This is a genomic window from Cyanobium sp. A1C-AMD, from assembly GCF_024346495.1.
In the GTDB taxonomy this organism is placed as follows: Bacteria; Cyanobacteriota; Cyanobacteriia; order PCC-6307; family Cyanobiaceae; genus Cyanobium_A; species Cyanobium_A usitatum.
The window spans coordinates 1-12,330 of sequence record NZ_JAGQDB010000003.1 but is presented as its reverse complement, the minus strand read 5'-3'; the positions used below and the strand labels follow the sequence as shown (position 1 = coordinate 12,330).

Annotated in this window: 13 protein-coding genes and 1 pseudogene; 13 read left to right on the top strand and 1 reads right to left on the bottom strand. The window is 61.1% G+C overall.

What is annotated here, in order from left to right; genetic code table 11:
• The first annotated feature begins 5 nt into the window (after nucleotides 1-5).
• The 11 genes from KBY74_RS01120 to KBY74_RS01065 all read left to right on the top strand — a co-directional run bounded on the left by KBY74_RS01120 (nucleotide 6) and on the right by KBY74_RS01065 (nucleotide 9,523).
• Nucleotides 6-1,511 carry a carboxysome shell carbonic anhydrase gene (locus KBY74_RS01120; protein WP_254941123.1) on the top strand — a complete coding sequence of 502 codons (1,506 nt, stop codon included), beginning with the start codon at nucleotides 6-8 and terminating at the stop codon, nucleotides 1,509-1,511.
• Between the two features lies 1 nt (nucleotide 1,512).
• The gene (locus KBY74_RS01115; RefSeq protein ID WP_254941122.1) at nucleotides 1,513-1,794 is read left to right on the top strand and encodes a carboxysome peptide A; all 282 of its coding nucleotides are present in this window, start codon (nucleotides 1,513-1,515) and stop codon (nucleotides 1,792-1,794) included.
• On the top strand, nucleotides 1,794-2,045 hold the full coding sequence (locus tag KBY74_RS01110) for a carboxysome peptide B (RefSeq protein WP_254937079.1): 252 nt from the start codon (nucleotides 1,794-1,796) through the stop codon (nucleotides 2,043-2,045). Before KBY74_RS01115 ends, KBY74_RS01110 begins: the two co-directional genes overlap by 1 nt.
• A gap of 63 nt (nucleotides 2,046-2,108) precedes the next feature.
• Nucleotides 2,109-2,738 carry a BMC domain-containing protein gene (locus KBY74_RS13765; RefSeq protein WP_315859022.1) on the top strand — a complete coding sequence of 210 codons (630 nt, stop codon included), beginning with the start codon at nucleotides 2,109-2,111 and terminating at the stop codon, nucleotides 2,736-2,738.
• A gap of 5 nt (nucleotides 2,739-2,743) precedes the next feature.
• Nucleotides 2,744-3,211: a ferritin-like domain-containing protein gene (locus KBY74_RS01095; protein ID WP_254941120.1), complete on the top strand. Its 468-nt coding sequence runs from the start codon at nucleotides 2,744-2,746 to the stop codon at nucleotides 3,209-3,211.
• Nucleotides 3,212-3,233: 22 nt separating this feature from the next.
• Nucleotides 3,234-5,093 (top strand): NAD(P)H-quinone oxidoreductase subunit F, encoded by a 1,860-nt coding sequence (locus KBY74_RS01090; RefSeq protein ID WP_254941119.1) that lies wholly within the window; start codon nucleotides 3,234-3,236, stop codon nucleotides 5,091-5,093.
• 10 nt (nucleotides 5,094-5,103) lie between these two features.
• Nucleotides 5,104-6,645 carry an NADH-quinone oxidoreductase subunit M gene (locus KBY74_RS01085; protein WP_254941118.1) on the top strand — a complete coding sequence of 514 codons (1,542 nt, stop codon included), beginning with the start codon at nucleotides 5,104-5,106 and terminating at the stop codon, nucleotides 6,643-6,645.
• A complete protein-coding gene (locus KBY74_RS01080) occupies nucleotides 6,645-7,784 on the top strand; it encodes a CO2 hydration protein (RefSeq protein WP_254941117.1) in 1,140 nt (379 codons plus the stop codon). The genes KBY74_RS01085 and KBY74_RS01080 overlap by 1 nt, the downstream gene beginning before the upstream one ends.
• A gap of 45 nt (nucleotides 7,785-7,829) precedes the next feature.
• Nucleotides 7,830-8,087 (top strand): 4a-hydroxytetrahydrobiopterin dehydratase, encoded by a 258-nt coding sequence (locus KBY74_RS01075; protein ID WP_254941116.1) that lies wholly within the window; start codon nucleotides 7,830-7,832, stop codon nucleotides 8,085-8,087.
• Nucleotides 8,084-9,010, top strand: a complete 927-nt coding sequence (cbbX, locus tag KBY74_RS01070) for a CbbX protein (protein ID WP_254941115.1) — start codon at nucleotides 8,084-8,086, stop codon at nucleotides 9,008-9,010. Before KBY74_RS01075 ends, cbbX begins: the two co-directional genes overlap by 4 nt.
• 24 nt (nucleotides 9,011-9,034) lie before the next feature.
• Entirely contained in the window at nucleotides 9,035-9,523 is a 489-nt protein-coding gene (locus tag KBY74_RS01065) for a hypothetical protein (protein WP_254941114.1), read from the top strand.
• Between the two features lie 24 nt (nucleotides 9,524-9,547).
• On the opposite strand, the gene dnaA is transcribed toward KBY74_RS01065, so the two are convergent.
• A complete protein-coding gene (dnaA, locus tag KBY74_RS01060; protein ID WP_254941113.1) occupies nucleotides 9,548-10,939 on the bottom strand; it encodes a chromosomal replication initiator protein DnaA in 1,392 nt (463 codons plus the stop codon).
• A gap of 97 nt (nucleotides 10,940-11,036) precedes the next feature.
• Between dnaA and KBY74_RS01055 the strand changes: the two genes are divergently transcribed.
• On the top strand, nucleotides 11,037-12,152 hold the full coding sequence (locus tag KBY74_RS01055; RefSeq protein ID WP_254941112.1) for a trypsin-like peptidase domain-containing protein: 1,116 nt from the start codon (nucleotides 11,037-11,039) through the stop codon (nucleotides 12,150-12,152).
• Nucleotides 12,149-12,330: pseudogene (locus KBY74_RS01050) on the top strand (glycosyltransferase); the annotation flags it as partial. The gene KBY74_RS01055 and the pseudogene KBY74_RS01050, both read left to right, overlap by 4 nt.

Below are 12,330 nucleotides of genomic sequence, written 5' to 3'. Positions count from 1 at the left end.
TCCTGATGCCCCGACGCCCGCTCGCCACTGCCTATCGCCCGCTGGCTCCGACGGCTCCCCGCCGTCGGCCAGGTGCCGCTGTCGCGAGCGAGCTAGTGGCGACTGGCTTGCATCCGCTTAGCGATGGCCAGCTCAATGGGGTCCTGAGGGCCTACGAAGACCAGGTGAAAGGGGCATTTGATCGCATTGTGCCCTTGCTCAAGCGCCTCTCAGCCCTGCAGCACGAGGCTGATTTCATCGAGCAGGCCCAGCGGCTGGCCAGGGCCGAACTGGGCTTCGAGTTGCCGTTGCCCATTCTCGAAAAGGCCTGGGTGAGCCAGCTCGACATGCGCACCTTGTTCGCCTGGTGTGTATTTGAAACCTACGAACAAACCAGCGACGCTTTCTTTCAGCACGATCCCCTGGGAGGCAAGCCTGGCAGTCCCGCAGCCGAGGCCTTCAATGAGTTTCTGCTGGCCTGTGGATTCCACCTACTCGACGCAACCCCATGCGCTGACGGGCGCCTGGCCCATGCCATGGCCTACGCCCTGCGAATTCCATTCAGTTCGGTGCGGCGGCGTTCCCATGCCGGTGCCCTGTTTGACGTTGAAAACACGGTCAACCGTTGGGTTAAAACGGAACATCGCCGCTACCGCGAAGGTCAGCCCAATTCGGCGCACGAAGACACCCGTTACCTCAAGGTGGTGCTCTACCACTTCAGCTCAAAAGATCCCCTGCATGAGGGCTGTGCTGCGCACGGCAGCGATGACGCCTTGGCTGCCTCCTGTGGCCTAGCCCGCCTCAAGGATTTCCAGCAGGCCGTCGAAAACAGCTTCTGCTGTGGTGCCTCAGTAGATCTGTTGCTACTCGGCATCGACACCGACACAGACACGATTCGCGTGCATGTGCCGGGCATTGATGGCAGCACCAATCTGGACAGCTGGCTGGATGCACAAGCGGCCTATGAGTCCACCCGCCATCTCAATGCGGTTGAGGGCCGTGCCCGCATTCAATCGCTGGTGGAGCAGGCAGCGGCCAGCAGTCCCGATCCGGGCATGGTGAAGCTGATTGCTCGCTTGATCGAGAACAACATCTCCCAAATCGATTACGTGCGCCAGTACCACCGAGGCAGCTACGGCGATGCTGGCCATGCGGAGCGCTTTATCGGTGTGGGCATAGGCTTCAAGGAGATCCACCTGCGCAATCTCACCTATTTCGCCTATATGGACACGGTGGAGGAGGGAGCGCCGGATTTAGATGTAGGCATCAAGATTTTCAAGGGCTTGAACGTTTCTCGGGGCCTGCCTGTGCCAGTGGTCGTGCGCTTTGATTACAACGGCCAAGTGCCCGGGGCGAGGCAGCGAGCGATCCGCAATTGTCAGAGGGTGCAAGCCGCCATGGAAAACCGCTATCCCGAGTTGTTTGAGCAGGGCCTATTGCATGCTCTGCTTACCGTGCGGGATCAAGACCGTCACACCCCAGCTGAAGCTGTAGGTTCCACCATCACATTCGCGAGCGGAGGAGGGCACTGACATGTTGATCTGCAAGGTGGTTAAACCACTGGTGTCTACCAATCGCATTCCAGATTTTGAGCACAAGCACCTGCAGGTCGTGCTCGATGGCAGCACTCAGAAAGTTGCAGTTGATGCAGTGGGTTGCGTACCAGGCGACTGGGTGATCTGTGTCGGCAGCTCAGCTGCGCGCGAGGCCGCTGGAAGCAAGTCGTACCCGAGCGATCTAACGATCGTGGGAATCATTGACCACTGGGATCCTGATGCTGGCAAGGCGCAAGCTCCGCCAGGAGGGGCTAGCTAATGGAAATCATGCAGGTTACCGGCTCTTTGGTTTGCAGCCAGCGGGTTGCTGGATTAGATCACTCCAATCTGCGCGTGCTTCGCACCGCTAAGGGCAAGCTGAGCGTTGCGGTAGACCCTGTCGGTGCATCCCCAGGTAACTGGGTATTCACCGCCAGTGGCTCTGCCGCCCGCTTCGCCTGTGGCAACCCCGAGGTGCAGACCGATCTGACGATCGGCGGAATCATTGATTTCTGGGAGCCCGATGGCTAGGTGGCCCGGGTAGCTCGCTGCCCGATCGACCTGTCATCACTCCAGCCCCCATACTCCTGAGCCATGGCCACCCCCACCCCTAAATCCACCACCAGCGGAGCTGCTGCTGCCAAACCCGCCCCCGCGGCAGCGGCAGCCAGCTCCACATCGGTGGCTGCAGCGGCGGCGGCCAGCTCGACCCCACCTGCAGCGGCCCCCAAGGCCCTGCCGGCGGCGGCAGCCCAGTCCCCTGCGGCGAAAGCCGTAGCCAAGCCAGCTGCCTCGACAGCGCGCCGTGCTTCCAGCACGACCCGCCGCTCTAGCGCCAGCTCAACCGGCGCCCGTACTGGTGCCGGCAAGGGCGCCGGCACCACCCCCCCAACCACTCCTTCGCGCAGCAACGCCATGGCTCCTTCCATTCAGGGCATCGCCCTCGGCATGATCGAAACCCGTGGCCTGGTGCCGGCGATTGAAGCCGCAGACGCCATGACCAAGGCCGCTGAAGTAACCCTGATCGCCCGTGAGTTCGTTGGCGGCGGCTACGTCACCGTGATGGTGCGCGGCGAAACAGGTGCGGTGAATGCAGCAGTGCGTGCCGGCGCTGATGCTTGTGAGCGCGTCGGTGACGGCCTGGTTGCTGCCCACATCATCGCCCGTCCCCACAGCGAAGTGGAGCCTGCCCTGATCGCAACTGCTACCACCCGTCGCCTCTGATGGCCATGGGCGCCGTTCATCCGCGCGTCCTGGGTTACCTCGGCCGCGCCTTGAGCTTGGAATTTTCCGCAGTTCAGCAGTACATGACCCAGGCCTCCCTAGTGGAGATCTGGGGTGATGGTGATTCGGCTGCCCGGTTTCGACGTGAAACCGTGGAAGAAATGCAGCACGCCGAACGCCTGGTGCAGCGCATGCTTGCTCTGGGGGTGGCTCCTGCCGCATCCCAGTTGAGGCCCGTTGCCCATGCCGCCGACCTGGTCGGACTACTCCGGCTCAATCTCGCCCTCGAAAACGACCTGATCCATCACTACGCCGAGGCTGTTCGCTTTTGCGTTTTGGTGGGTGATGGCGCTAACGAAGTCCTGTTCAGGAGTCTCTGGAAGGACGAACAGCAGCACGGCGAAGATCTGAGGGCCTGGCTGCGCAGCCTTGGCTTCAGCCCCAATCCCTCGATGGAACGGGCCACCTTCTGATCTGACCGACGCCCATCCCCCCTTGCTCGCCCCACCCCTGCCACTTTCGATCCAGCTGGCCTGGTTGATCCCGCTTTATGGTTTCAGCGGCATGGTTTTGTCCCTGCCGTGGGCTGCTGGATGGATCAAGCGTCACGGTCCTCGCCCTGCGGCCTATCTCAACCTGATCGTCACGCTGCTGGCGGTTGTGCATGGCACCTTGATGCTGCAGCAGGTATGGCTGCTGGGTCCCCAGCACATCGAGCTGCCCTGGTTTCAGGCTGCCGATCTCGACCTGCGCATTGGCTTCGACCTATCCCTGACCAATCTGGCCGCCCTGGAGTTGGTGACCGGACTGAGCTTGGTGGGTCAGGTATTTGCCCTGGGCTACCTGGATAAGGAGTGGGCCTTGGCGAGGTTTTATGCCCTTGTTGGTTTCTTTGAAGGAGCCCTTGCCGGAGTTGTACTGAGCAGCAATCTGTTCATGAGCTATTTCCTGCTGGAAATGCTCACCCTTTCCACCTATCTGTTGGTGGGTTTCTGGTATGCCCAGCCGCTGGTCGTTACGGCGGCCAGAGACGCCTTTTTGACCAAGAGGGTTGGCGATGTCTTGCTGTTGATGGGAGTAGTCGCTCTCTCAGCCTGGGCTGGCTCGATGGAATTCGACGACCTTTACGTGTGGGCAGCAGAAGCCCATGCCAATGGTTCCCTAACCCCGCTTGCGGGCACCTTGCTCGGGCTGGGCCTCATCGCAGGCCCCATGGGTAAGTGCGCCCAGTTCCCCATGCACCTCTGGCTTGACGAGGCCATGGAGGGTCCAAACCCAGCTTCGATTCTGCGCAACTCCGTAGTTGTGACAGCTGGAGCCCTTGTGCTGCTCAAGGTGATGCCGCTGCTGCAGTTTTCACCTCTTGCCGTTGATGTGTTGCTGGTGGTGGGCACAATCAGTGCCCTGGCTGGTGCCCTGGTGGCGATCGCCCAGGTCGATATCAAGCGTGCCTTCTCCTACTCCACAACCTCCTATCTGGGCCTGGTTTTCATCGCAATCGCCCTGCAGCAGCCTGCTATTGCCCTGTTGCTGTTGTTTGCCCATGGCCTGGCCAAGGCCCTGCTGTTCATGAGTGTGGGCAGCGTTATCGCCACCACCAGCTGCCAGGACCTCACCGAGCTGGGTGGACTGGGCTCACGCATGCCTGCCACCACAACCGCCTACCTGGTTGGTGGAGCGGGCCTGGTGGGTTTGCTGCCCCTTGGCTGCTTCTGGTGCTTCGGCCTGCTAGTGGAGGCGCTAGGCCGCACCGCACCATTTTTCGCCGCAGTTGTGCTGATCACCAATGCCCTGACAGCCTTCAACCTCACCCGGGTATTCCGGCAGGTGTTTATGGGAGCGCCACTGCCGAAAACTAAGCGAGCCCCTGAGGTGAACTGGCTGATGGCCTTACCAATGGTCAGTCTGACTGTGCTGGTAACCCTGCTACCAGCCTTGATGGCCCGGATAGATCCGGTACCTGGCCTTGCCTCCTTCCCCCTGCCCCTAGCCACTGCAGTGGTAGCAAGCGGGGTGGCTGGAGTAATCGGCGGCTGCCTGGCGCCGTTGCACAAGTTCTGGTCCCGATCCATGTTCCAGCCCCTGCGGTTGCTCCAGGATCTACTGGCATACGACTTCTACACCGAGCGCATCTACAAGGTGACGATTGTGGCAGCGGTAGCCGGCCTGGCTAGATTTAGCAACTGGATCGACCGGGCCCTAGTGAATGGCTTTGTCAATGGCATTGGCAGGCTGTCCCTGGCGAGCGCTGAAGGGCTGAAACTCTCGGTTAGCGGCCAGCTGCAGACTTACGTCCTGACGGTTTTGTTGGCCATCGTGCTGCTGCTCACCTCGCTGCAGTGGTTGCACGGATGAGGAGCACTCAATGCTGACCTTGCTACTGCTGATCCCCTTTGTGGGAGCTCTAGTCCTGGCCCTCTGGCCCGGCAACCCTGCGCCCGGACGCATGCGCACCGTGGCCCTGGTGGTGCTTGGCCTGCAGTTGGTCTGGAGCCTGCTGGTGCTGCTCCGCTTCGACACCGGCCTCAGTGGCATGCAGCTGCAGGAGTCATTTGTCTGGGTCGGCAGCATCGGCCTCGATTACCGGCTCGGGGTCGATGGTCTGTCGATGCCGCTGGTGCTGATCAATTCAGCTCTCACCTTGGTTTCGGCGATCTGCACCCGCGACATTAACCAGCGGCCCCGCATCTACTTCGCCCTTTTGCTGGTTATCAGTGGCGCAGTCAACGGTGCTTTCTTAGCCGAAAACCTGCTGCTGTTTTTCCTGTTCTATGAGCTGGAACTGATCCCTCTCTGGTTTCTGATCAGCATCTGGGGCGGCGCCAACCGGGCCTACGCGGCTACAAAGTTTCTTATTTTTACAGCCGTCTCGGGAATTTTAATCCTCGGCGCATTCTTGGGCCTCTCCCTGTTAACCGGCAGTGTGGACTTCAGCCTCACCCCGGTCACCAGTGAAAGGCTGGCGATGGGAGGTCAGCTGGTGCTACTGGGGGCCCTGCTAGTGGGATTCGGCATCAAGGTGCCCCTATTCCCATTTCACAATTGGCTGCCCGATGCCCACACCCAGGCCTCTACACCTGTGTCAGTGCTGCTGGCAGGGGTGCTGCTGAAGCTGGGCACCTACGGCTTGCTGCGTTTCTGCATGGGTCTTTTCCCGGAAGCCTGGGCCCTGCTGGCGCCGGGATTGGCCATCTGGGCAGCAGTTTCTGTGCTGTTTGGCTCCCTGGCAGCGATCGCCCAGCAGGACATGAAGCGGATGGTGGCCTACAGCTCCGTTGGTCACATGGGCTACATCCTGCTAGCCGCTGCAGCTGCCACACCGGTTGCCCTGCTCGGGGCGGTCTTCCAGATGGTGAGCCACGGTCTGATTTCAGCCCTGCTTTTTCTGTTGGTGGGCATTGTGTATCGCAAGACGGGCACCCGGGATCTCTCGGTGCTGCATGGTCTGCTCAACCCGGAACGGGGTCTGCCCTTCACAGGCACCCTGATGATTTTGGGGGTGATGGCCAGTGCCGGTATGCCGGGCATGGCCGGCTTCATTTCGGAGTTCATGGTGTTCCGCGGCAGCATCACCGCCTTCCCACTGGCGACCTTGCTTTCGATGGTTGGTTCGGGCCTGACGGCGGTTTATTTTCTATTGCTCGTTAATCGCGCCTTCTTCGGCCGCCTGGCGGTGACACCGGCCAGCGATGCGGTTTCCGATGGTCGCCTCGATGTGCGCCTGGCCCCAGTGGCACCCCGCGAAACCATACCCGCCATGGGACTTGCCTTTGCTGTGGTAGCCATCGGGCTGCTGCCCTCGGGCCTCGGTAAGTTGAGCGAGGCCGCTTCCACTTCCATGGCGCAACTGCCGGCTCTGGTGGCCGCCCTGCAACTGGCAGCCCTTCATCCATGGGGGGTGGGCTGATGCCAATCATCTCTGCCGAACTGGTCCACGCTGGGGGTAAGCCTGCTGCCGCAGAACTCGAACAGCAGCTACTCAGCGGCCAGACCCTGCTCAGCGAATCCGCAGACCACCTGATCGAGGTGGTGGATGTGCTCAAGAGCTACGGAGAGGTGCTGGATGCCTACAGCATCAACCTGATCTTCCAAGCCGAGCAGCAGTTCCTGCTGCCCTTTCCACTGTTCAAATACCTTGACGGTGATAAAAACCCAGCCAAGATCTGCCGCCACCTAATCCACGACCGGATCAACTTCGAATACGCCGAATATTGCATGAAGGCCATGCTCTGGCATGGCACCGGCGGCCTTGATGCCTATCTGGATTCCGATGCGTTTGCGGCTAACTGCGCAGCGATCATTCGCCGCAAGACCCGGCTTGATCCTTTGCTGGCCCTACTCAACCCCCTGTTCAGGGGCTTCCTGCCCGAGCTGATTCGTACCGCGGCCACCACCCACGCTCTCGGTCAGTTTTGGCGGGTAATGAGCGATCTTTTCATCGATCTGGCCGAGGCTGAGGCAGACGGGAGGGTGGCCAGCATCGACGCCGTGGTCGAGTTCATCAAGGACGGACTTGTCGCCGCCGCTGCCAACCCGATCATCTACGGAGTGGAGGTTGACGGCGAACACTTTTGGGTGTTGCCACCGGAGGCTGGTCTTACCTTTCTTGTGGATGTGGCCGTGCCCTATGTGGAGGCTGTCTTTCTGCGGGGCATGCCGTTCCTGGGCACGGTTAGTTTCAATGCCCAGGCCCAGCAGATCTCACCGGACCAGGCGCAGTTTGCCTACGGCGCCCTATTTGCCGACCCCCTACCGAGCATGGGTGCCGGCATTCCACCCAGCCTGCTGATGCAAGACATGTTCAGGCATCTGCCGGAGCGGTTGCACCAGTGGTATCGCGAGCGCACTCGGGGGGAGGGGGATGTGCGGGTGAAAATCTGCATGAGCTTCCAGAAGTCGATGTTTTGTGTCACCAATGCGGCGATACGTGGCACCTTCCCCCAGCCGCTCAATAGCAGCGAACCAGCAGCCCAGGCAGCAAACCGCGCCTATGCCGCAGCCTGGGCCTCCCGCCTGGCCACTGCCCGCACTGATTGCCTTGACTGATCTTGCCTTGACTGAGCCCCAAATGACCTGTTTTAGCTTCAAGTAATGGACCAACCCTGGACCCCGCGCCCCAAACCCGAGCAGGCCGAAAGGCTGGAGCGGCGCATTGAATTCAGCGACTACGCCAGCACCAGAGACTTTCTGGAGAGGCTCAATGCCCTCTGCGAGACCGAACAACGCTTCCCTGATATCAGCTTCGGGCGCACCTACGTGAACCTGACCCTGCGCGCCGAAACTGAAGATTCCCCAATCGAAGCAGCAGACTGGGTCTTCACAGCAGCAATTGATGCTCTGGTCTGTTGACATTCCCAGTCCCCGGCAACGACACGGTGATTGATCTACAGGCGGCCTATGAAGGAGCTGGCATTCAGGCGATGCTTGATCAACTCGACCTGGAGCTGATCGGCCTACGGCCGGTGAAGGCGCGCATCCGAGAAATCGCAGCCTTACTGGTGGTCGACAGGGCCAGGCAGCAAGTGGGGCTCGAGACCAAGCCGCCCAGTCTGCACATGTCATTCACGGGGCGACCGGGCACGGGTAAAACCACAGTTGCTGCCCGGATGAGCAAAATCCTGCACGGTCTCGGCTATGTGCGTAAAGGCCATGTGGTGACAGCAACCCGCGACGATCTGGTGGGGCAATACATCGGCCACACCGCGCCAAAAACCCGGGAAATGCTCAAGAAGGCTATGGGCGGCGTGCTCTTTATCGATGAGGCTTACTACCTCTATCGACCAGAAAATGAAAGGGATTACGGCGCCGAAGCCATCGAAATATTGCTGCAGGTAATGGAGGGTAATCGCGACGACTTAGTAGTAATTTTTGCGGGCTACAAAGATCGAATGGATATTTTTTATCAATCTAATCCAGGTCTCTCATCCCGTGTAGCAAACCATATAGATTTCCCGGACTATAGCGCCGAGGAACTGCTTGCCATTGCCCAACTAGTGCTAGCCGCCGAAAACTACCGCTTCAGCCAGGAGGCCACTGCGGCTTTTGCTGACTACATCCACCGGCGCATGCAGTTGCCCTTCTTCGCCAATGCTCGCTCCATTCGTAACGCCATTGATAGAGCGCGAATGCGCCAGGCCAACCGCCTATTCAGCCGCATCGGTAGCCCCCTAACCAAGCTCGACCTGATGACGATCGAGGCAGAAGACATCACGGCCAGCCGTGTATTTGACGGTGAAGTAGAGGGACTAGACCCATCTAGGCCCCTAACCTAAAATCAGAGCTGATTTGATCGCCCCATGTCACTTACACGCCTTACCGCAGCCGGATTTGCCCTGGGAGTGGCCCTTTGGGGCGGCAGTGCCGGTGCGGCCCCCACATGCACCTTTCTGCAACCGGTTGGGGGAAATGGCAGCTCACGGATCGTGTCCAAATCGGTGGGAGCGGCCAAGGTCACCCCGATCGGAATGGCCTTCGGTCGCACCAACTGGAACACCGACTTTCTGGTGGACCAGCCCTACACCAGCTTCAAGTTCTTTTTCACCGCCAACAGCTCCGACCCAAAGGCCAAGTACCCCGTTGAGGCCTACATGAAGTTCAGCGATGGCTCAAGCCTGCAGATGTTCAATACAGAGATGAATCCGCCGATGGGCACAGGCAAAATGTTCGGCCCCTTTGCAAGCGTGCCCGGCAAGCAGGCAACCCAGATGAATTTCAAAGTAGGGGCAAGCAAGGATCCCGGTGCCTTGGGCTTCAGCTACAGGATTTCAGTGCAGGGGTGCCGCTAAATTTAATATAATTTAAGCAGAGCTTTAACGACGCTTTCGAGAGTCAATCTGCAGCAGGTCTCGCACCTGCTGCACTTGGCGTGAAAGAACCGGATCGCTATTGAGTTTGCGGTCGATTTGCTCAACGGCATACATCACCGTGGAGTGATCCTTGCCACCAAAAGCCTCGCCGATGCGCGGCAGGCTCAAATTGGTGCTCTGGCGCATCAGGTACATACCCACCTGGCGGGCCTGACTGACGGCTCGCTTGCGGCTAGCGCTGCGCATCTCTTCTACGCCCACACCGAACACCTCGGCCACCTTCTCGATTACCTGGACCGGCTTCACCTCCACATCCCCACCACCGGGATCGAGCATGGGGGCCACCGATTCCACCGTCATCGGCAGGCCGGTGATCGAGGCGAAGGCCACCGCCCGGGTTAGTGCCCCTTCCAGCTCGCGGATGTTGGAGGTGAAACGGCCGGCGATGAACTGGATCAGGTCGCGGGGCAGCACCATCTGCTCCTGCTCGGCCTTCTTGTGCAGGATCGCCATGCGGGTTTCCAGGTCCGGAGCCTGGATATCGGCAATGAGGCCCATCGAGAAGCGGGAGATCAGCCGCTCCTGCAATCGAGGAATCTGGGAGGGAGGGCGATCGGAGGCAATCACGATCTGGCGGCCCGCCTCGTGCAGGGCGTTGAAGGTGTGGAAAAACTCCTCCTGGGTGTATTCCTTGCCCTCAATGAATTGAATGTCGTCTACCAGGATCAGGTCGGCAGCGCGGTAACGGTCGCGGAAGGCCTGCATGCCGTCCTTGCGGATCGCCTGGATCAGGTCGTTGGTGAAGGTTTCGGTGCTCACGTAGAACACCCGCGCCTCGGGGTTGATTTCCAGTCGGTAATGGCCGATCGCCTGCATTAAATGGGTTTTGCCCAGCCCGACTCCACCGCACAGAAACAGGGGGTTGAACTCCCGGCCCGGAGCCTCGGCTACCGCTAGGGCCGCTGCGTGGGCCATGCGGCTGTTGGGTCCCACCACGAAGCGGTTGAACACGTAGCGGGGGTTGAGGCCCGGCGCCAACTTGCGGGGGGTTTCGCCCGTAGCCCGCGGCGCGGCATCGCGACTGGTCACGGCCACGGGGGCCACAGCCGCCACCACAGCACTGGCGGACGCCGCAATGATGTCATCACCGCTGGCTGCGGAAACCCGAACCTGAACCTGGCGGCCGGCAATCTCACTGGCAACCGCCTCGATCGTGCCGAGGTAGTTCTTGCGCAGCCAGCCACAGGCAAAGCTGTTAGGGGCCTCAAGCTGCAGCTGGCCGGCCTCAAATCCCTGACAGCGAGCCGGTCTTATCCAGGTCTCAAAGGTGGGCTTGCTGAGGTTTGCCTGCAGTGCCTGCTGAACCTGGTGCCACAGCTCCTCTCCCTGCTGCACCGAACTCCGCCGTCTCGAAGGTGCCGAATCTACGCATGGTTGCGCAGCAGGGCCGTCTTTAATGAAACGGATTCAGACCTGGCCCAGTTCCATCCCCATGCTCCGCCTCTCCCCCCGCCGTCGAGCTGCGCTAATCGCCCCTGCAGCGCTGCTGCTGGTGGGCTGCAGCCAAGGGCTGCCTGGCCGCCAGAGCATCCAGACGCCGATCAGTGATGCGCCCCCAACGCCGCCGCTGCAGCAGGGCAACACCCTGATCGTTGATGCGGTTGCCAAGGTGGGGCCAGCCGTAGTGCGAATCGACACCGTCAAGCGTCTGGTGAACCCCCTGGGCGGCCTGTTTGGCCGCGGGCCCACGATTCAGCAGCAGCAGGGCCAGGGCTCGGGCTTCATTACCCGTTCTGACGGAGTGTTGCTCACGAATGCCCACGTGGTGGAAGGAGCCAGTGAAGTTACCGTGACCCTGCCCGATGGCCGCAGCTTCACCGGCAAGGTGCTCGGCAGCGATCCGCTCACCGATGTGGCGGTGGTGAAGGTGGTGGCCTCCAAGCTGCCGGTGGCGCCGCTGGGCGATTCCGCCAAAGTGCGCCCCGGCGAATGGGCCATCGCCATTGGCAATCCGCTGGGCCTCGATAACACAGTCACAGCTGGAATCATCAGCGCGATCCAGCGCACCAATGCGGTGGGTGAGGGCCAGCGCGTGCCCTACATCCAGGCCGATGCCGCCGTGAATCCCGGCAACAGTGGCGGCCCCCTGATCAACGACCGGGGTCAGGTGATCGGCATCAATACAGCCATTCGTCAGGCCCCAGGCGCCGGACTAAGTTTTGCGATCCCAATCAACGTTGCTCGCCAGATCGCCGCCCAGATCCTCGAGAAGGGCTCCGCCAGCCACCCATACATCGGCGTGCGCCTGCAGGCCCTCACGCCCCAGTTGGCTAGAGAGATCAACGCCAGCACCGATGAATGCCGGCTTCCCGAGGTGAATGGGGTGGTGGTGGTGGAGGTGATGCCCGGCAGCCCAGCCGCCGAGGGTGGCCTCAAGCCCTGCGACCTGATCGACCAGGTGGGAGGCAAGGCCGTAAAGAACCCCTCCGAGGTGCAGCTGGCCGTGGATCAGGGCCGGGTGGGTCAGCCCCTGGCCGTATCCCTGCGTCGTGGCGACGGGCGGCTGACCCTGCAGCTCAAGCCCGCAGAACTGCCCCGTCAGGGGTGAGTGCTATCTGCAGCCGCCAGTTGATCGTGATGGCCCGCTGGCCTGCTCCAGGCCGTTGCAAGCGACGCTTGGCCCAGGAGATTGGCGCGGCCAGAGCCGCCCAAATTCAGGCGCGGCTAACAGGGCACACCCTGGCGGCGGCTGGGGCCGCCCGCCAGGGTCACGGCCTTGAACTGGT

Bases quoted from the DNA above. Each gene is read 5' to 3' on its own strand.
- KBY74_RS01115 (WP_254941122.1), top strand. From the start codon at position 1,513: ATGTTGATCTGCAAGGTGGTTAAACCACTGGTGTCTACCAATCGCATT.
- KBY74_RS01065 (WP_254941114.1), top strand. From the start codon at position 9,035: ATGTCACTTACACGCCTTACCGCAGCCGGATTTGCCCTGGGAGTGGCC.
- KBY74_RS01120 (WP_254941123.1), top strand. From the start codon at position 6: ATGCCCCGACGCCCGCTCGCCACTGCCTATCGCCCGCTGGCTCCGACG.
- KBY74_RS01075 (WP_254941116.1), top strand. From the start codon at position 7,830: ATGGACCAACCCTGGACCCCGCGCCCCAAACCCGAGCAGGCCGAAAGG.
- KBY74_RS01055 (WP_254941112.1), top strand. From the start codon at position 11,037: ATGCTCCGCCTCTCCCCCCGCCGTCGAGCTGCGCTAATCGCCCCTGCA.
- KBY74_RS13765 (WP_315859022.1), top strand. From the start codon at position 2,109: ATGGCCACCCCCACCCCTAAATCCACCACCAGCGGAGCTGCTGCTGCC.
- KBY74_RS01080 (WP_254941117.1), top strand. From the start codon at position 6,645: ATGCCAATCATCTCTGCCGAACTGGTCCACGCTGGGGGTAAGCCTGCT.
- KBY74_RS01110 (WP_254937079.1), top strand. From the start codon at position 1,794: ATGGAAATCATGCAGGTTACCGGCTCTTTGGTTTGCAGCCAGCGGGTT.
- KBY74_RS01085 (WP_254941118.1), top strand. From the start codon at position 5,104: ATGCTGACCTTGCTACTGCTGATCCCCTTTGTGGGAGCTCTAGTCCTG.
- KBY74_RS01095 (WP_254941120.1), top strand. From the start codon at position 2,744: ATGGGCGCCGTTCATCCGCGCGTCCTGGGTTACCTCGGCCGCGCCTTG.